The sequence below is a fragment of the Silvanigrella paludirubra genome (assembly GCF_009208775.1).
GTDB classification, from domain to species: Bacteria; Bdellovibrionota_B; Oligoflexia; order Silvanigrellales; family Silvanigrellaceae; genus Silvanigrella; species Silvanigrella paludirubra.
Genome location: NZ_WFLM01000002.1, coordinates 276,926 through 297,427, shown reverse-complemented (window position 1 = coordinate 297,427; position 20,502 = coordinate 276,926). Strand labels below are relative to the sequence as shown.

The 20,502-nt window shown below is 25.9% G+C and carries 8 protein-coding genes; 4 read left to right on the top strand and 4 right to left on the bottom strand.

Features of this window, described 5'->3' with window-relative positions; genetic code table 11:
* Nucleotides 1-25 precede the first annotated feature (25 nt).
* Nucleotides 26-1,387 (bottom strand): 1-acyl-sn-glycerol-3-phosphate acyltransferase, encoded by a 1,362-nt coding sequence (locus GCL60_RS05455; protein ID WP_153419003.1) that lies wholly within the window; start codon nucleotides 1,385-1,387, stop codon nucleotides 26-28.
* A gap of 68 nt (nucleotides 1,388-1,455) precedes the next feature.
* On the opposite strand from GCL60_RS05455, the gene GCL60_RS05450 reads away from it, so the two are divergent.
* The 4 genes from GCL60_RS05450 to murB are packed head-to-tail and all read left to right on the top strand — an operon-like array spanning nucleotide 1,456 to nucleotide 5,561.
* Complete coding sequence (locus tag GCL60_RS05450; RefSeq protein ID WP_153419001.1) at nucleotides 1,456-2,169, top strand: alpha/beta hydrolase; 714 nt, start codon at nucleotides 1,456-1,458, stop codon at nucleotides 2,167-2,169.
* Nucleotides 2,166-3,518: a GTPase HflX gene (gene hflX, locus GCL60_RS05445; RefSeq protein ID WP_153419000.1), complete on the top strand. Its 1,353-nt coding sequence runs from the start codon at nucleotides 2,166-2,168 to the stop codon at nucleotides 3,516-3,518. The genes GCL60_RS05450 and hflX overlap by 4 nt, the downstream gene beginning before the upstream one ends.
* A complete protein-coding gene (locus GCL60_RS05440; RefSeq protein WP_153418998.1) occupies nucleotides 3,512-3,844 on the top strand; it encodes a hypothetical protein in 333 nt (110 codons plus the stop codon). The genes hflX and GCL60_RS05440 overlap by 7 nt, the downstream gene beginning before the upstream one ends.
* Before the next feature lies 1 nt (nucleotide 3,845).
* Complete coding sequence (gene murB, locus GCL60_RS05435) at nucleotides 3,846-5,561, top strand: UDP-N-acetylmuramate dehydrogenase (protein WP_153418996.1); 1,716 nt, start codon at nucleotides 3,846-3,848, stop codon at nucleotides 5,559-5,561.
* Nucleotides 5,562-5,584: 23 nt separating this feature from the next.
* On the opposite strand, the gene GCL60_RS05430 is transcribed toward murB, so the two are convergent.
* From GCL60_RS05430 to GCL60_RS05420, 3 genes are all read right to left on the bottom strand, one after another.
* Nucleotides 5,585-6,973: a phosphatidylinositol-specific phospholipase C domain-containing protein gene (locus tag GCL60_RS05430; RefSeq protein ID WP_153418994.1), complete on the bottom strand. Its 1,389-nt coding sequence runs from the start codon at nucleotides 6,971-6,973 to the stop codon at nucleotides 5,585-5,587.
* Nucleotides 6,974-7,143: 170 nt separating this feature from the next.
* The gene (locus GCL60_RS05425; protein ID WP_161998092.1) at nucleotides 7,144-9,951 is read right to left on the bottom strand and encodes an amino acid adenylation domain-containing protein; all 2,808 of its coding nucleotides are present in this window, start codon (nucleotides 9,949-9,951) and stop codon (nucleotides 7,144-7,146) included.
* A gap of 7 nt (nucleotides 9,952-9,958) precedes the next feature.
* A complete protein-coding gene (locus tag GCL60_RS05420) occupies nucleotides 9,959-20,179 on the bottom strand; it encodes a non-ribosomal peptide synthetase (RefSeq protein WP_153418990.1) in 10,221 nt (3,406 codons plus the stop codon).
* Nucleotides 20,180-20,502 lie beyond the last annotated feature (323 nt).

Below are 20,502 nucleotides of genomic sequence, written 5' to 3'. Positions count from 1 at the left end.
ATAAAGCCTCTTTATTTTCTAAAAGTTAACTTTTAGTTTCTTGTTCATTTGAGACTTTTATTTTTTGCATAACTCCATCCGAAATTTCTCTCCATTCTTTCATTAATTCATACCATCCTCTAGGAAAGAAAAAACGGAGTTTAGCGAGTCTTAAAAAGCCTGGAAAAAAATTGACACTTTCTTGAACAATTAGACTTAACGCTAAAAACGTTGGAGTCAAGATCAAGAATGCGATCCATATTACGACTTTATTTATATGCGGTAAATAGTTTCCTAAGAAATAAGTGAAAATGGATGACATCAAAAAAGCCCAAAGAGGAAAAAACCACATTCCATGTGCAATTTTCATTGTTGCTCTAACATCACGGTCTGAGGTACTTTTTTTTGCAAGTCTTTCACAAAATTTTGCAGGTAACACCCAAACAATTGTTCCTAAAGTTTCGATAGGAAAAGAAATAAATAAATAAAACCAACCATGCCTGAAAATAATCCAAAAAAAGTTTCTTTTTTTATAATTAATATCGCCCCAAACTAATTGAGCTGCAGAAACATTTACTGCTTGCATCATGCGGCGCATTGTTTGAATTCTTGCCATTAATATAGGGTCAGAGTCAAAATCGGGACGATGTTTTTCTACAAATATTCGAAATTCTCTTGCTGAATATGCGCTTCTACCATATGCAAGTTCAAATAAAAATCTCCAGTTACGTTTTTCGTCCCAGGTAAAGAAACTAGCAAATCCCGATTCAAGAGATTCTCTTACTCCATCCATAATATCTTTTACAGAATATTCACTAGAAGTAATTACTATAGGTTCACAAAAATGGAGATAAAGCTCACTTCTAAATTCATCTTTTTCAGAATAATCAATAACTGCTGGTTGAACAACGACAGAAAAATTAGAATCTTTTGCTTTTCCCATAGCCTGTAAAGCCATTCGAGCGAGACCTGTTTTTAATTGAAATATATAAGGCTCATCATGGCTAACTCCTTCAGGAAAAATTAAAATACAATCTCCTTCTAAAAGAGCATCGCTCACTTTTTGAAAAGCCTCACTATTCGATTTTGCGCGCCAATCGGATTCAAAGTTACCTTGTTCAAGCATTTCTTTTTGTGCTTTAATATCTTTTTTAATATCTTGTAATCTTGTTACAGGAATCGCTCTTGTTAAAGCTAAAAACTGTTTCATGACAGGAATATCCCAAAGGGTATGTTTCCCAAGTGGGCGTATGGTAACAGGAGCTAAACCCAACATTACTGCTGGATCAACGATACCACTCGAATGGTTTGAAGCCCAAATAGCACCACCACCTGTGTAGGGAGTTCCTGAAATGCATATTCTTTTGAAGAAAATCCGGCACAGGATAAACGCGACAATTCGCATCATTATTAGATCGCCTCAATAGTTTTGCAGTGTTCTGAAATTGAGTATATTGCCTAAGAGGACATTAGAAAATGTCAATTTCACCTAATGGAGCAAGAATGTCATCACAAAATAATGTCAAATGGGTAGGTTCCAAAAATAACATGAATTTAAATAGTCCGTTAAAATTAATCGCCCAGACAAAAGGTAACAATATAAAAAATATCATTATTTCCTTACATGGTTTTGGTGATAATGCGGCAAATTTTTCATCATTAGCAAATGAAATAAATATTGATGACGTTTTGTGGCTATTTCCTCAAGGACCTAAAAATTATCCTATGGGTATAGAGGGTGCGCAATGGTTTCCCTTGTTTAGCGATCCTAAAGAAGAAAGACGAGTTTCAGAAGATTGTATTTTACAAATTATGTATAATGCAGCTGAGCAATGTAAATTAGAAACAAAAAAAATATTTTTGTTAGGTTTTTCTCAAGGCGCAGCCATGGCGGTTCATTGTGGCTTAAAGAGCAAAGAAAAACTTGCTGGAATTTTATCACTTAGTGGTTTTATGATTCAACCTCATGTCATTAAAAGTTCTTATTCTGGAGATCCAATTGATACTCCTTTATTTGTCGCGCATGGTAATCAAGACCAAGTTATTTTTCCAGCAACTTATTTTGATATGTTAGACTCTCTTAAAGATATGGGAGCTAAAAAAATGAGATCAAAAATGTATTCAATGGGACACAATATTTCGCAAGAAGAAATTCGAGATATTACTAAGTTTATAGAGGAATATCGTTGAATAAAAATAACATTGATATTGAAAAAACAATTGAACTTGAAAAAGCAAGGTTACAGCTTGAAAATCGTGATCAAGGAGGCATGACAGCTTACTTAGTAAGTCTTGAATTACCTGAAGATGATCCCACAGAAATTCAAGAAAGCCTTCAAGAGCTAGGTGCTTTAGTAAGAACTCTTGGTGATGAATGTATCGGTGTTACTGTTCAAAAAAAATCAAAGCCTGTTCCAGCTACTTATATTGGACTTGGAAAAGCTGAAGAAATAAAAAAATCATGTATTTTATTAAATATTGATTATGTTACTTTTGATCAAGAGTTATCACCTACACAGGTTCGAAATCTTGAAAATTTAATTAACAAACCTGTGTTAGATAGAACTAGTATTATTTTACAAATATTTAAAAAAAATGCTCGATCCAAAGAATCTCGAACTCAAGTTGAAATTGCTCATTTAGAGTATATGGCTCCTAGGTTGTCGAATGCCTGGATTACATGGGAAAGACAAAGAGGAGGCGGAGGAGTAGGCGGCCGCGTGAAGGGCGCTGGTGAAACTCAAATTGAAATTGATCGAAGACGCATGAAAGATAAACTTGCTTCTTTGAAAAAAGATCTCGAAAAAATACAGAAAGAAAGAGAAACTCAAAGAAAAAATAGACTAGATGAATGGAATGTTGTTTTAGTTGGATATACAAATGCTGGTAAAACAACATTAATGAACGCTTTAACAGAAAGCCATTTGTCTGCAAAAGACTCGCTTTTTGAAACACTAGATTCAAGTGTACGAAGAATTCGTGGCACAAATAATATGAATATATTAGTTACAGATACTGTGGGGTTTATTAGAAATCTACCGCATGGTCTGGTTGCAAGTTTTAGAAGTACTTTAGAAGAAGCATCTAAGGCCGATTTATTAATATATATTGTTGATATATCTAATCGATCTTATAAAGATCACATAAAAGTAACAGACGAAGTGCTTTCTCAAGTTGGTGCATCAGATGTACCTAAAATAATTGTATTTAATAAAATAGATTCCATTGTTGGAGAACCTCAATTACCAAGAATTTTGGCAAGAAGTTATCCAAGAAGTATTTGTATTTCAAGCCATAAAGAAGAAGATATTCGACGTTTTAGAGAAACTATAATTCAATTTCTTTCGCAGAATATGGTAGAACAAACTTTTCATGTAAATTATGGAGATTCAAAATTACTCTCTTTAATTTATTCCCACACTCGTGTATTAGATGCAAATTGGACCTCTGATGAAGGTATTTTTAAAGTTCGAATGTCTAAGAGTGTCTATCAGCGTTATTTTGTTATAGGAAAAAATGAGGAAGCTCAAGAATGGTAAGTCAAGATGAAGCGAAGCAAGTTCCAGAAATTATAAAAAATAAAATTCTTGAATTAAAAGCAATTGAAACTAAATTAGGACATTTGCCTCCTGAAAATTGGAATGTTGGTGAGTTATTTTCTCGAATCGAAAATAGCAATTATCATCAAAGTATTGCTCAAATGGAAAAACAAACAGAAATTTTATTTATGGAAATATGTGAAGAATTGTTTAAATATAATTTTGAATCTTCTGATATTGTAAAAGAAATAAATTCAGTATTATGTTATTTAGGTGGACCAAAATATTGTAATGAAGATGAAGTAATGGAAGCCCTAGGAAAATAAAATGCCAAAGTCTTTGCCCAAGTTTTTTTTTGAAAATCAATCAATAAAAGAAAAAACATATTATAAAATGGGGGGGATTGCGCGTTACTTTGCTGAACCTCAAAATATTTTTCAAATTCAAGAGTCTTTAAATTGGTGCCAAAAAAATAAATTACCATGTTCTGTTTTAGGATCAGGAAGTAATTCTGTTTATTCTGATGAAGAATTTAATGGACTCGTAATTTCTCTTGAAAAATTATCAAAATGGTTTTGGGAAACAGATGAGTATTTATTTGTAGAAGGCGGTGTTACAAACACAGAAATTGCCGAAATTTGTATGGTAGCAAACCGAGAAGGTGCTTCTTGGATGTTTCGAATGCCAGGTCAAATGGGTGCATCTATTCGCATGAATGCAAGATGCTATGGTGGTGAAGTTTCGCAAATTGTCAAACACGTTTTTACGATAGATACTCAAGGAATTTTAAAAACCTACGCTGCTGAAGAAGTTTTTCAAGGATATAAATCAACTTTATTAATGACAAAACCTGAAATTGTTATTGGGGCGCGGCTGTATTTTCCTAAAATAAAATCATCTGATAAATTACTTCAACATATGTTAGAGTGCGAAGCAGATAGACACAAAAAAAAGCATTTTTATTTGCCAAGTTGTGGCTCCACTTTCAAAAATAATTACCAAGTTGGAAAACCAAGTGGGCAGGTTTTTGATGAGCTTGGTTTAAAAGGATTCAAAGTTGGAAATGCAGAAGTAAGTCAATTTCATGCTAATTTTGTTTGGAATAAAGGAAATGCATCAACTACAGATATGCTGACTTTAACATCTAAAATGAGAGAAAAAGCAAAAAAAATTGCAAATGCGGATTTAGAACTTGAAGTCCAACCTGTAGGATTATTTTCAAAAAAACTTTTTGATGATTGTGGAATGAGATCTCTTGGTCCCTCATATGAAGGTCCTCAATCTAAAAAATGGATGGGGTTATTATATTTTCCAAATCAACTGGTAGCACAAATATTAAAAGATGAACTCTCTTATCCTATTTCTATTTTTGAATCTCCTTTTTTAGAATTTGCTCAAATTCCATTTCATGGTGTTCCTTCAATTGGTGTCTATATAAATCAACTCACTTCAGTTGAAGATGCAAAAAAGAATCCAGAAAAATCTTTTTTAGAATGGAAAACATATACAACAGAAAATCCAAATAAAGTTTTTCCTATTTCTGTTGAGAAATCATTGGAGAATAAAAATAATAAATTCATAGATGAATTATGGAAATTTAGTGTTAGTGAAATATTTTTTGCAGACATAAAAAATCCAAAACAAAATTATTTTGAATTTGAAATGACTCCTCTAGGTGAATGGATTGCAATTGAATTTGATGGAATTAGAAAACGTTCAAAAAGAAATTTAAAAATAAAAGAAAATTTGTGGAAAGGAATTCATATTGAAGATTCATGTATAAGTTTTCATAATGACCTTGAAATGCGTTATGTATTTGGTATGAAATTTCCTTATTCAATATTAAAAAATATTATTGATTCTGATGAAAACACAATTTTAATTCAATGTGCTTTAAGTTTAGGTCATTCACGTTACTTTTTATCCCCCTTTTGGAAACACAACGAATATATACAAGAGAAAAAAAGTGGAAACGTAATTGAAAATAAGGTAAATCCAGATTTTCATCAGCCAGAAAAATATTGGAAATTAAAATTAATTTAAATAATAATTAATTTAAAATTCATTCAGTCATGAAAAAACTTCTTTGACCAGTTAAGCCATTTAGCCATCAAAGCCATATCAAAACCAGAAGTGAAGTCTTCTATTATTATGTTTGCATTTTTTCTCATTGAAGTGGATAATAAATAATTATTATTTAACTTTAATAAATAATTATATTTTGTTGGACCAACAATATCTCTTAATGAATTTCCTAGAATATTATCAATTGTAGCACCCTGAATAGTATAAACTAATTGACTTTGCATAAATTTATTGTTGCTGCAAACATTAGAACGATTATCAATATTGCTTTGAAAATAGTCCCATATTTTATCTGAATTGTCCGAATTTGCCCAAAATCCACATAAATAATTAGATCTTTCCCAAATTAAATTTGTCGTTGGCTTATATTGTAAAATAATTGCACGCTTACCGCTTTCCACAAAATCGCCAAAGTGACTTTCTGGAGAAAATTGACCTGATTGTGCAGCATAATTACCTAAATATTTTGTTAAAGCTGTTTGAATTTTTAATTTCATATTAGGAGAAAAATTATCCCAATTTTGAACTGCTTGAATATCAATGATAACGACTTCATTTTTATTAACAGGCTGATCTAAAAAATTTTTCACTTGTTCTAAAATAGATTCAATTGTTAATGAATTTGCAAAAACACTATGGCAGACTAATAAGTTAGTTCCATCAGAGCATAAACGAATATCTAGATATCTTATTCCTCTATCAAGTTGTTCTGAAATAGAATAATATTGCGTTCTTGCTAAATTATTAATTTGAGCACCGCTGATAATGGCGGGCAATGTAGAGTCTGGAGATATTTTTGTACCTAAATCATAAGTACCAGAATCATGGCTTCCAGGAATCATCAATTTATTAATAGACCTGTCTTTGATTACACTATAAATTTGCCCCATCCATCCTGTTACTGTTTCTTTTTTAGCAGCACTGATAAGTATTCTATCTTGTGTGTTTCTTATGCCTAAAATAGAAACTCCATGACTCATGTAATCACCATGACTCCAATATTTTGGATTTTGCGATGTCAATCCTCCTGTTAGTGATTGATTTAAACTTAAATTTGCATGAAATATTGCAACTGGCTCTTGAAAATCATTTACAATAATATCAAATGGAGCAACTCCTAAAAATAGACATCCATTACTAAGCTGTGTATCTGTTTCAATATAATAACCCATTACGTTTGTTGTAAATTGATTTCCTGCAATATTTAAACCATTTATGCACTTCATATTTGCTGGTGAATAATGAATCCCAACATTACGGTCTAATTCTGGATCGTAATGATTTTGAAAAAAAAGAAGAGCTCCTTGCCCTGCAAAAATTTTTCCAGAGAAAAAAAGAAAAATTAAAAAAGTAAAAACCTTTATTTTCATAGTGACTCCTATTTTGGGTAATTTTGAAAATAATATTATGCAATCTAAATTTTAAAGTAAATAAATAATGAAAATATCTTTTATTTATTTGTATTTTAAAAATTATTAATAATCATAATAAATTAATTTATTCTTTAATGGAAAAATGAGATAAATTTTATGAAACTTAATTATTCATATTCTTTAATTAAAACAGCACATTTTTCAACACCATCACATTCTGTTAATGCGCTTTCAATTTCACCAAGTTCAATACGATACCCTCGTATTTTAACTTGAAAATCTTTTCTTCCAATAAATTGAATTGTTCCATTTTTCTGCCAGCATCCTAAGTCGCCAGTTTTATAAAGTCTTCCCAGTTGTTCATGTTCAAAAAAACGTTCATTTGTCAGTTCCATATTCCCCCAGTAATTAAGCGCAACACCTACACCACCAATATGGATTTCACCAATCACGCCAACAGGGCAATGCTCACTATTGTGATTTAAAATAAACATTTTTTGGTTTGGCATTGCAATTCCATAGGGAATACTACTCCAATCTTCTTCAACTTTTTTTATTTCATACCAACAAGACCAAATACTTCCTTCCGTTGCGCCACCTAAACTTGTTACGATAGATTTGTTAAAATATTCTTTTATTTTCATTGGTAATTTAACTGGAATCCAATCCCCGCTAAGTAAAAACAATCTAAGTGGTATAAGGTTTGATTGATCTTTTTCATAAGATATTTCATCTATTAATAAACTAGCTAATTGTGGTACCGTATTCCAAATAGATATTTGATATTTTTTTAAGAGTTGTAGCCAATGCCTAGGATCTTTTGTCTGATTTTGATCTGGAAAAACTATTGTTCCACCAACAGATAAAGTACCAAAAATATCATAAACGGATAAATCAAAACTGAGTTCGGATAATGCTAAAATTTTATCTTTATTAGTAATAGAAAAATTATTATTAATAGCATCAATTGTATTTAATGCTCCTTTATGACTGATTGTAACTCCTTTTGGTTTTCCAGTAGATCCCGATGTAAAAATAACATAAGCAATATCATCTGCTTTTACATCAGGTAAATGAAATTCTTTTAAATCTTCAGAACTTAAAATACTTCTATAAATATTTGATAAAATATCTTCAATAACTATTATTTCATATTTTTTTAATAAAATTTCACGAATATTTTCTATCTCAAATTGAGTTCTAGAAATTAATAAAATTTTTACATTTCCTTGATCCAAAACTTCGATTAATCTGCCAATAGGCCAATCAATATGAAGTGGTAAGTAAGCATTTCCTGATTTCATGATTGATACAGCAGATATTACTTGTGAATATCCTTTTTCAGACAAAATTCCGATTAAACCTTTATGTGTGATATTTGATTTTTTATTATATTGAATTAATATTTTTGAAAATATTTCACTTTCATCTTTTAACTGTTGATAAGTATATTGCTTAAAAGTTGAAGCATCTATAACTGAAATATGATTCCCAAGTAATTCTTTTGTTATTAATTTTTCAAATTTACCAAATAAAGTATCTTCGCTTATTTCTTGAAACATATCATTAGCAGAATTTATTAATACTAAGTCATTATTTGGAATTAAATATTTTGGAAAATATTCGCATTCCCAATCCAAATTAGTAATATTTATTAACTCATTAGAAAATGAATTCATAATTTCTTGAATTACATTGGTATCAAATAATTGTTCTACAAAATTCCACTCTAAGACTAGGCCATCTTCTGATTCAAATGTTTTAAGATCTATCCATGTTTGAGAAGTTTGAGAGTATGAAAATTGAATTTCTTGAAAAAATTCATTCAAAGAAAATTCTAGGTAATTATTTTTGTATGTGTTATCAAATAAACAAGTTAATTTAATAGGAGATATTATTTTATCGATTAAATTTTTTAATATATTATTTTCAATGGATTGAAAGTTATTTTTTTCTATAAATGAGTATTTAAGATCATTTGAATAAATATTTTGAGTTTTAACTAATCTATTATTGATTGATTCTTTTGATTTGTCATCATAAATATAAATAAATGAATTTGAGAAATTTTCAACAAGTTGATTAAATTTTTGATTTATTTGATTACGGCCAGAAAAATTTAACTGAATACCTAATTTACTTTGCCCACTCCAGTAACTAAGTGTGCTTGACAATATATCTAAAATAAAAGCAGATTTACTCACACCAATTGTATTAAGTTTATTTTTTAATACATTCCAGATATCATTATTAATTAGGATTTTGTTGCTTAAAAAATTTGGTTTTTTTATTAAACTTGGTTTACACTTTAATGGTAAATTAAAATCAAAAACATAATCATCAAATTTTTTTTCCCAGTAATCTTTAGCTTGAAGATATAGATTACTTTTATCTATATCATTTTTTTGTTTTTGATAATCTAAAAAAAATGTATCTAAATCATCAAAAACTAAATTTGGATTTAAATATAATTGAGTCCATTCGTGAAATAAAATTTCAATACTTTTAATATCTAAAATAAGGTTATTGAAATTAAGGTGTAAAATAATAGAATCATTTATTTTACTAACGAATAAATCAAATGAAGGAAATTCATTAGATTGAAAATCTTTTTCAATGATACTTTTTCTTAATTGCAAGAATTTTTCTTCGGATTCATGGGTATATATTTTTATTTTATAATAATTATAATCTCTAAGAAATATTTGATGATTATCGAAAAATATTGTTCTTAAAGCTAAATGTCTATCTATTAGCTTATTAAAAGAAATTTCTAAATTTTCTAAATCAAGATAGCTATATTTGTATTCAATATATATACTATTTGAAGTGCTACATAATTCTTTGTCATAAATTTTTGCGAAAAAGTGTTCTTTTTGCATTTTATTTAGTGAAAATACTTCAAATTTATTTTCAGAATACAATTGATTTATTATTCTATTTTTATTATAAAAATTTTGCCCTAAATTGTTCATTTTAACCTCATAATTCATTAAAATTAATAATTTCTTTTAAAATAAAATTTTCTTCTTGAATTATATTTCTATGACTTGAATTTAAAACAGGAGTTAGTTTTAAATTTTCCATTGAATTTATTACTTTTTCAAGATTATTCAATTTTAAATTCACAAATAATTCGCTTTGTTTTTCAAGATTAATTCCACCAAATTCTTTTTCTATTTGCATTGCTTTAAAAAGTAATACTTTAGTGTTTTTTAATTTTGAACAAATTTCTTGACCTAATATCTTATACTCTATATCAATATTTGAAATAATATTATCAATATAGTATTGATTATACTTTTGTGAAATTAAATAGTTTTCAGTGGATTTTTTATGCAAATTAATTTCATCTTTTGAAGACTTAGAATTTAGATCGTTAGCACTTCTTAAAATTGTATCTAATAAATAAACTTTAATATTTTTAATATTTCTTGACTCTAAAATTGCAGCAATTTCAAGTGCAATATAACCACCAAGTGACCATCCAAATAAATGATATTCCGTTTTATTTGTGCTTATCATAACTTTATCGATTTCATTAATATAATTTAGAGCTAATTCATTTAATGAATTTATTTTATCTACATGATGAATATTATAAGATTCAACACCATAACAAGAAAAATGATTTTCAAATGAAATTGCAATATTAGAATAAACTTCACATCCTGCAGTTGCAGGATGAATCATAAATAAATTTGGTTTTTCTCTTGATTCATTAAATTTAATAATAGGCTGATAGCTTATTAACTTTTGTTTTGCATGTTTTTCAATATCATTTGCTATAAAATAGTTATTATCTATTTTGCTTTGTATAAATATAGAGAGTTTTTCAATATCATAATATGTAAATATGTCTTTTAATTGAATAGAAATATCAAAATTAGCACCTAGTCTACTTACCATTTGAATACTTATGAAGCTATTTCCACCTAGTTTAAAAAAATTATCATTTATACTAATTTTATTAGATTCAATTTTTAAAAGGTCAGACCAAATATGGGCAATTGTATTTTCAATCTCATTTCTTGGTGCTATATGATTTAGAATTGGAATATTTTGATTAGTTTCTATAATGTTTTCTATATTTTTTAAATTGTTTTTATTTTCAATATTTGATTTCAAATTTTTAATTAGATCATATTTTAAATTATTTTTTTCTTCATAAGAAGAAGAAAATTTATTCAATATTTTAATATACTCATTCTTAAAATCAATAATGGTTTCTTCATGGAAAAGACTGACAGAGTAGTTGAAAGCTCCTTGTAAATTTTTTTCACTATTATCTATATGTAAGCTTAAATCAAATTTAGCTGGACTGAATAAATCATAAAGAGGTTTATAAGTTTTAATTTTATTAGATATGTGTTCATTTTGGGTTAAAATAGGACTGTGATTTTGAAGTCCAAACATAATTTGAAAGATTGGATGCTGTCCAGGGTTACGAGTTGTTACAATGTTATCAACAAGTTTTTCAAAAGGTAAATCTTGATTTTGTTGTGCTTCTATGACTCCATTGTTAACTATTTTTATAAAATCATGAACAAGCATTTCTTGATCAATATAAAAACGTAACGCTAATGAATTTACAAAAAATCCTATTAAATTCTCAATTTGTTGATAATGGCGATTAAATACAGGAGTGCCAATGATTATATCAGGTTTATTACTATATGAATTCATTAATAGATAAAAAGCAGATAATAACAAGCTAAATAAGCTTACTTGAAGTTCTTTTGCTAAATGATTTAAATTATCTGATATAAATTCATCAACTTCAAAGCGAATATTTTTACCAATGAAGTCAAATTCCAATGGCCTTATTTTATCCACAGGTATAACTAAATTTTGAAATCCTTCTAATTTTTTTTCCCAATATTTCATCTGTCTTTCGAAAATATCTTCACTTAAATATTTTTTCTGCCAATTTGAAAAATCTTTATATTGAATTTCTAATAAAGGAAGTTTTTGAATTATATCACTCTCAAAAAATTCGTCTGAAAAAGATTTATAAAGAATATCTATTTCATTTAATAAAATTTCTATAGACCATCCATCAAACGCAATATGGTGAATGATAAATCCTAAGTATATTTCATTCTGATTTTCCTCATTCATTATTTCATAAACAAATACCTTGAAAGGGACTTCATTATCTAAATGAAAAATATAACTGCAATCATTAATTAATACTAAATCTAATTGTTCTTTAGAATTAAATTTTTTGTATTCAATATTTAATGGATATTCATTTTCATCTTTTACGATTTGATAAGGCAACCCAGAATTATTTTGAACTATAATAGTTCTTAATATTTCATGCCTAGAATAAATCGAGCAAATCGCTTTTTTTAAGGCAATCATATTTATTGTTTTATCAATTTGATATATTAATGGAATATTATAAATGTTTGAACCATTACTGTATTTTTCTATAAACCAGAGTCTTTCTTGTGCAAAAGATAAAACTTGATCTTCTGGTTGAGTTATTTTAATTTTTTCGATTTTAGTTATCTTATTTTTATTAGAATTCAAAAAAATCTCTATATTTTCAATGTTTCTGCACTTATAAAGAATATTAAGATTAATGTTGCTATTTAAATGTTTATTAATTTTACTTACTAGTTTTATCGCTAGAATACTGTTACCACCAAGTTCAAAAAAATCGTCTTGTGCACTAATATTATTTAGCTCAATATTTAAAACATTTGACCAGCATTCAGCAAGATCTTTTTGAATTTTATTTTTAGGATCATATGAATAAATAGGAAAAGATAATTTTGGTTCAGGTAGGGCTTTTCTATCTAGTTTTCCATTACTTGTTAATGGCAAACCTTTGAGGTGAATAAGAGCACTTGGTATCATATATTCAGGAAGCTTTAATTTTAATTTATTTATTATTTCAACTTCATTTAATTGATATTTAGATACATAATAAGCAATAATTGATTTATTTTTAATTTTCGAAAAATCTTTTTCTGATTTTTCTGATTTTAATATTTTATTTTCATAAATTGATTTTTCTTTATTTATATCAAGGAATAATTCATTTATATTATTTGATCCAATGTATTCAAAATCTCCATCAAAATTCTCACAAAAAAGTTCCGTAGTTTTATATAGTTCAATATTTTGAATATTATTTTCATTATTTAAATAATCTGAATTGGTATCATTTTTAGTTATACACAACTCACCAATCGCTCCAATTGGAGCTTTTTTATGATCTCTTGTTAAGATATAACTTTTTATTTCTTGAGAACATACTTGAAATAATATTCTATTTAATGAATTATTTTTATCCAAGATAAAATTTATTTTAAAAGCTTCAAATTCTGAATATTCGTAATAATTAATAAAAATTTTATTACTAATTTTTTCTGGATAATAATTTATATTATTAATTTTATTATGATTCAAAATAACTCGATCCAAAAAAGGTATATTACAAAAATCAATTAATTCTGATGCCTCTTTAAATTCATTTATTGAAAAACGGCAAATATTTATTTCAAAATTTGACAATATTTGCGATATTTCATTTAGATCAAAAATATTATTAGTAATATATAATTTTGCTCCTGTTATAAGACAAGATAAAATATCATAAAAAGAATAGATTGAACTCAATTTATCTTTCCATAAAAATGAATCTGAATATTTAATATTATTATTCTTAATGTTGTTAAATAATCTAGTTTTAATAGTATCATTGTTTAGTGTAATCTCATTATTTATACCATAATTATAAGAAACAAGTTTAACTATATTATTATTGTTTGTTTTATTGTATTTTAAATTATTTATATCTGATTCTGAATCAATTTGATCTTTTGTGCTTATTTTATCTATTATTACTATATTTTGATTATAAAAAGTTTTTATTCTTTTTTCATAAAATTTATTTGTAATAATTATGTTTGCATTTGTATTATCTAAAATGAATTTTAGTTTTTTATCAGGATAAACTGTTTCTACTGGTACGATCATGGCTTCTAATTTTAAACAAGATAATAAAGAAATTATTGGATATTCATTTCGATCAAGCATGATAGCAATTTTTTCACCGGATTTGACATTATACCTCTTCTTCAAGTAATTAGATAATTTATTAGAATTATTATTTAATTCTTCATATGTATATTTTTTTTCATTAAATATTAAAGCAGTTTTTTTGGGATTATTTTTTACTTGATTTTCAAATAATTCTAAAATTGATGTTGTATTATATTGTTTGATTGGAATTAAATTTAAATTAGAAAGTTTAGAGGTTAAATAAGAAATTGAGCTTATTTTTTTTGAGTAATTTGTGCTAATATGTATTAATATATTGCTAATAAATGTAAAAATGTTATCTATACAATTAGGGTCAAAAAGTTCCCCTGCATATTTAATGCATAAGTTTAGCTCATCTTGGTTATCTTGGGCTATCAATAATAATGGATAATCAATTTTTTCAAAAGTTTTAATAAATTTTATTTTATCTTTAATGGAGGGATCTATTGTTATAGGGTAATTTTCAAAGACAACAATGCTATCAAATAGTCTCTTTCCATTTTTTTGAATAAAAGCTAAATCTACATTGCTCTTCTCATTAATAGTATTGATATCATCTTGTATTTGTTTTAATATTTCTATTATTGTTTTATCTGAATTTTGTTTATGATCTATTATTAATGGTAAAGTATTTATGTATAGTCCAACTGAATTTTCGATATCATTTACAGGAATATTTCTACCTGATAGAGTTATTCCAGCTATCGTTTGTTCACAAAATCCATAAATGTTTAAAAGTTTATGCCATGCAAATTGAATCATTGCGTTAATTGTAATTCCTTCATTTTTAGAAATTTCTTTTAAATTTTTATATAGATCATTTTTATATATAATGATCTTTTCTTGTGGGCTATTAATATGGTTATAACCCGAGATATCTAAATTATTTCTTCTGGATTCATTTGAGAGTAATCCTTTTAAGTTTGCTTTATTTTCAAAATTTAAAATATAATTATTCCAGTATTTATTATCTTTATTTTTTATATTTTGGATATATTTTTGGGATTCAGAGTGACATTCATCTGGTTCAATATTAATATTATTATTATTTCTTAAACAGAAATATGAATTGTGTAAATAATTCAATAAAATCGAAATACTCCATCCATCAAGAATGGAATGATGAGTGCTAAAAATGCATGAATATAGATTTTCACTTTGTTTGATTAAATAAACTCTAAATAGACTTCCCTTATTTAATTCATAATTTTTTAATTTGTCATCGTTCAGAATTTTATTTATAATTTCTTCTTGTTTTATTAAATTCTTATTATCTGAAATATCAATATAACTCCAATTTAATACTTGTTTATAATCAATGATTTGAACCATCTCTTCATGCCAATCAAAACGAGTACGTAACGCATCAAATTTTTGTTGTGTAAATTCCCATGCATTCTTTAAATCATTAACTGAAACTGGCATTTGATATTGCCAAATCATTTGTATAATATAGGAATCATCTATTTTGCCTTGTTTTAAAGAATGATAGATAAATCCTTGTTGCAGACTATTTGCAAGAAATATATTTTTTACTTCATTATTGCTTTGAATATTATCTAAATAATCTTGATTTATTATATAATTAATATCATTTCTTGTTAAAATTGTTCTTTTTTGATCAAGTATAAATTCTATATGACTAATTAATTCCTGTTTAAATCTATTTTTTAATTCTAAAGTAATATTTTTATTAAACCTTGAATCAATTTTAAAAAATAAAATTCCTGAAAGAACACCGCCATTTAATGTTAAATAATTTTTGTCTTGGTTTTCAGAATGTATAGAGCATCCTGAAATTTCATTAGCAATATTCCAAGCTCCTTTGGATGTATCTTGTAAACTATGTTCATAGGTTTTAAATTGACCTAAATAATTAAAACTTATTTTAGGAATTAAATCATTTTGATATCCATAAAATGATGAAAATCCTATTCCGTTATTAGGTATATTTCTTAGATATTCTTTTGTATAAATGATATTTTTTTGTATATTACTATTTACTTCAATTTGAACAGGATACATGCATGTAAACCATCCTAAAGTTTTTGTAATATTTATATTTTTTGAAATATCTTCTCTACCATGACCCTCTAATATTATAAATTGACTTGATTGATTAAATATTTTAGCAAGAGCAGATGTAAAACTTGCTATTAAAATATCGTTTATTTGAGTATTAAAAATTTTATTACATTTTTCTAAAAGATTTTTTGTTTCTTCGAATGAAAGCTCAAATTCTTCATGACTCCTCATTCCGTTTTTTTCAATAAAATTATCATATAAATTAAAATTATCTTTATAATATTTATATTTCTTTAAAATATTATCCCAATAATCTTTTTCAGACTTATTTAGACTTGCATAATCATTAATTGCAAAGGTCCATTGCCGAAAACTGCTCCCTTTTTCGCCTAAATTTTGGTTTTCATATAAATTTTTAAGATCGTCTACTAATATTCTCCAACTTACGGTATCTACAATTAAATGATGCAATGAAGTAAATAACCTTGCTGTGTTGTCTTTGTATCCATAAAGATAACCAAAGCAAGAAATAGGACCTTTTTCTAAACAAAAATGACTCTGCCATTCGGTTAAAATCTGATTTAATTTTTCATTAAATTCACTTGTTCCTTCACTTAAACCTAATGAATTTATGTCTAAGAATTTAATATCTCCATGCAATGGTTCAGGGGTGTAAAATTGGATATATTTTCCATTATCTTTTTTAAATCGAAGACTAAAAGCATCATGTCTTTTTCGCAATTCACTAACTATTCTTATAAAATTAGTTTTTTCTATAATAGGGATTTTAGTGATGAAAGATTGATTCCAATGCTCTTGTTTGGGAAAATCGTTATCAAAGAACCATTTTTGATTAGCTAATAAAGGAACTTCACCTGATAGAATCCCAGATTCAGAATAAATCGTATTTTCTTTTTCTATTGAATTCTTATTTAATCTTATATATTTGCATAAATTATCTATATTTTTATTTAAGAATATATCTTTAACACTTATATTAATTCCCATTTTCTGTCTTAACTTACTTACAATTTGAATGCTTATAATGCTATCTCCACCAAGTCTTAAAAAATGATCATTCATGCTAATTTTATTAAATTCAATTCCTAAGACTTCAGACCAAATTTCACATACTTTTCTTTCAATTTCATATCTTGGCGGAATATAATTTGTTATGTTATTTTTTTCAGGGTTAGGTAATCTTGCTTTATCTATTTTTCCACTGCTATTTAGAGGAAATTCTTTAATAGGAATTATAAATTGTGGAATCATATAATCAGGTAAATATTCTTGCAAAAATGATACTATTTCCTCTTCTTTAATTTCATTTTCATGATTCGGGATATAATAAAGGGCTAAATATTTATTTTCAGATTCTATATTTTGAGAATCAATGCGATTTTTGACTAAAACAACCGCCTGTTTTATTTTGTTATTTAGTGTTAATGTATTTTCTATTTCACTAATTTCTATACGATATCCTCTTATTTTAACTTGAAAATCAGTTCTGGCAATATATTCAAGTTCACCATTAGGTAACCAACGGACAGTATCTCCTGTTTTATAGAATTTTGTATTCTTATTTTGCTCTTTTTCAATTTTATTTTGAAATGGATTTTTTATAAACTTTCCTGAAGTTAATTCTTCATTATTTAAATATCCTCTTGCAATATAGTTTCCACCTAAATAAAGTTCACCTTCTGAACCAATTGGCAATGGTTTTAAATTTTTATCTAAAACATATGCTTTAAAATTAGAAATAGGTAAACCAATATTGTTTGATTCCTCATTTAATGAGCATTTATGTGCATGCGACATTATGGAAGCTTCAGTTGGTCCATAAAGATTATAAACTTGAATATTATTTTCAAGCATATTATTTAAAATAGATCTGTTTATTTTATCACCGCCAAGTAATAATAGTTTTAAGCGTTTAAATTTGTTTTTTTCTAAAACTACTGGTGATAAAACAGTTAAATCAATGTTATTGTTGCTTATATATTGATCTAATAAATCAATGTCTTTTCTTGTATCATTATCAATTATATGTAATGTAAATCCATTAAATAAGTATGTACAATACTCAAATACATGAGCATCAAATACATAATTCGAAAAAAATAAACAGTTTTTAATTTCGCATTTTTTATCAAAATTAATTAATTTTTTCATATATTGAGTTAGATTGTAGATATTTTTATGCTCAATCATTACACCTTTAGGTTTTCCAGTTGTTCCAGAGGTATAAATTAAGTATGATAAATGATTAGGTTTTGTATTATTTTCATGATTATTTTTATCATGTAAAATAAGTTCGTTTTGTGTTTCATTTGAATCTATTTCTATTATATGAATAGCATGATTTTCATTTATAGAGCTATGAATAAAATTAGTATGAATCTCATTAGTGATAATGATTTTTGCTTTGGTATCTTGTAATATGAAATGAATTCTTTCTTTCGGGCAATATGGGTCAATGGGTACATAAGCAGCTCCTGCTTTTAAAATACCAAAAATTGAGATCATCATATTAAAATTTCTATCTAAACATAAAGCAATTAAATCATCAGAATTAATTTCATATCTACATTTTAATAAATGAGCTAATTGATTTGATTTCTCATTAAGTTCTGAATAAGTGAGTTTCATACCATAATGAATAAGTGCTATTTGATTTGGTGTTTTTTGAACTTGTTCTTCAAATAAACCGTGAATAGTGTTTTCAGAATTATAATTTACATCTGTATTATTCCATCTATTTATAATATTTTCATAATTTTCATCGGATAAAATATTATATTTACCAATTGTTTTGAATTCATATATTTTATTTTCGTCTAAAAGGTCATTAATTACTTCTTTATAAAGTAACTTATAACTATTTATAAAATTATCAAGTAGATCTTTATCTATAGAGGCTGATTTGTAATTAACTCTAAATTTAACTTCATTATTAGAGGCTTCAAATTCAAAAATGACATCATGAATTAAAGCAATATTTGAATTTTCAATTATTTTTTCTTGAATACCATTAAAATGAGTTGGGAAATTTTGGAAATTTGCACTAGAAAAAACTGTTGTTATAAGATCTTTATTAATATAAGGAATTAGCTCATATAAAGGAAGATGATTGTTTTTAACATTATCAAATTTTAATGATTTCAAAAAATTTTTAGCTTGATTTATAACATCTAAAACTTTAAATTCATTTTTAATTTGAAAAGGAATGAGATTTAAATTTGTGTATGATCCATAAATGAAATCATTTCCCTCTTTTATTGCAAAGGGAAAGGTTATGGAAAAATTTTCTTGTTGAGTATATTTGAAAATACTAATTGCAAAAATTATTTTTGAAAATAGATATGATGTTAAAACATATTTTTTTTTGATTTCATTTAATTTTTTAAAAGTATCTTCCTCTAATTTAAATCTATATTCAGAAATTCCAAACATGGATTGTATTGAGTTAAAATTATTTTTAATAAATAATTTATTATTATTTGTTTTTTTTGTCTTTAAAAAATTCATATTTACAGGTTCTGATAGGTTTAGTTTATTTTTCCAAAACTCAATCATATGTTCTTTGTAAGTTTGAATTTCATCTATAAACTTTTTAGAAAGAAAATTTATATTGCTTATTTGTTCAGAAATACATTTTGGGTTTTTGTAGTTATCATTATTAAAATAGTTTGATAAATCATCAAGAAATTGAACCGTAGAGACACCATCAATAGCAATATGATGTATTGCCATTAATAATCTACTTTTATTTTCAGATTCATGTATAATTAAAAATCTATAAATGGGACCGTTTTGTAGATCAAAAGGTTTTTTTGCAAATTCAAGTGTTTTTTCTTCAATTTTATCTGTATAAGTAATTTCTAAATCAAATATATTTTCATTTTGAACCCAATAGTAATCATCTTTAATAATTTCTATATGTGAATTTAATATAAAATTTTCTCTAACTATTCTTTGAAATGCCTTCTTTAATTTAATTAAATCAAATTTTCCATTAATTTCTTGATTTTGAATCATTGTATAATCTGTTCTTGCTGGATCTAAATTCCAATCAAAATAAAAAGTTTTTTGATATGGGGAAAGCAATGCCTTACTCATTTATATTTTCCTAAAAAAGTTGTTTAATGTAATATTTAATTGTTAGAATTTTATTTTTAAATTAATCCATAATATATACCTAGTTAAAGCACATCATGAGCTTATGTTAAATTTTGAGATATTTATCTTTGATTGTTTATTTAAAAAATAAACTACGTTATTTTTTGGAATTTTGCAAGATTCATGATTCTTAAATTCAGATATTTTTTTTTATTTATTTAAAATTATCTTTAAATAAATATATAAATATAATAAATATAATAAAAATAAAAAAATATTTATTATATTTATATAAAAGCATATTCGATTTTGTTTTATTGTTA

What these genes read in the sequence shown, in the direction of transcription:
- GCL60_RS05440 (WP_153418998.1), top strand. Translation starts at nt 3,512, where the DNA reads ATGGTAAGTCAAGATGAAGCGAAGCAAGTTCCAGAAATTATAAAAAAT.
- GCL60_RS05425 (WP_161998092.1), bottom strand. Translation starts at nt 9,951, where the DNA reads ATGAACAATTTAGGGCAAAATTTTTATAATAAAAATAGAATAATAAAT.
- murB (WP_153418996.1), top strand. Translation starts at nt 3,846, where the DNA reads ATGCCAAAGTCTTTGCCCAAGTTTTTTTTTGAAAATCAATCAATAAAA.
- GCL60_RS05450 (WP_153419001.1), top strand. Translation starts at nt 1,456, where the DNA reads ATGTCAATTTCACCTAATGGAGCAAGAATGTCATCACAAAATAATGTC.
- GCL60_RS05420 (WP_153418990.1), bottom strand. Translation starts at nt 20,179, where the DNA reads ATGAGTAAGGCATTGCTTTCCCCATATCAAAAAACTTTTTATTTTGAT.
- GCL60_RS05430 (WP_153418994.1), bottom strand. Translation starts at nt 6,973, where the DNA reads ATGAAAATAAAGGTTTTTACTTTTTTAATTTTTCTTTTTTTCTCTGGA.
- GCL60_RS05455 (WP_153419003.1), bottom strand. Translation starts at nt 1,387, where the DNA reads ATGATGCGAATTGTCGCGTTTATCCTGTGCCGGATTTTCTTCAAAAGA.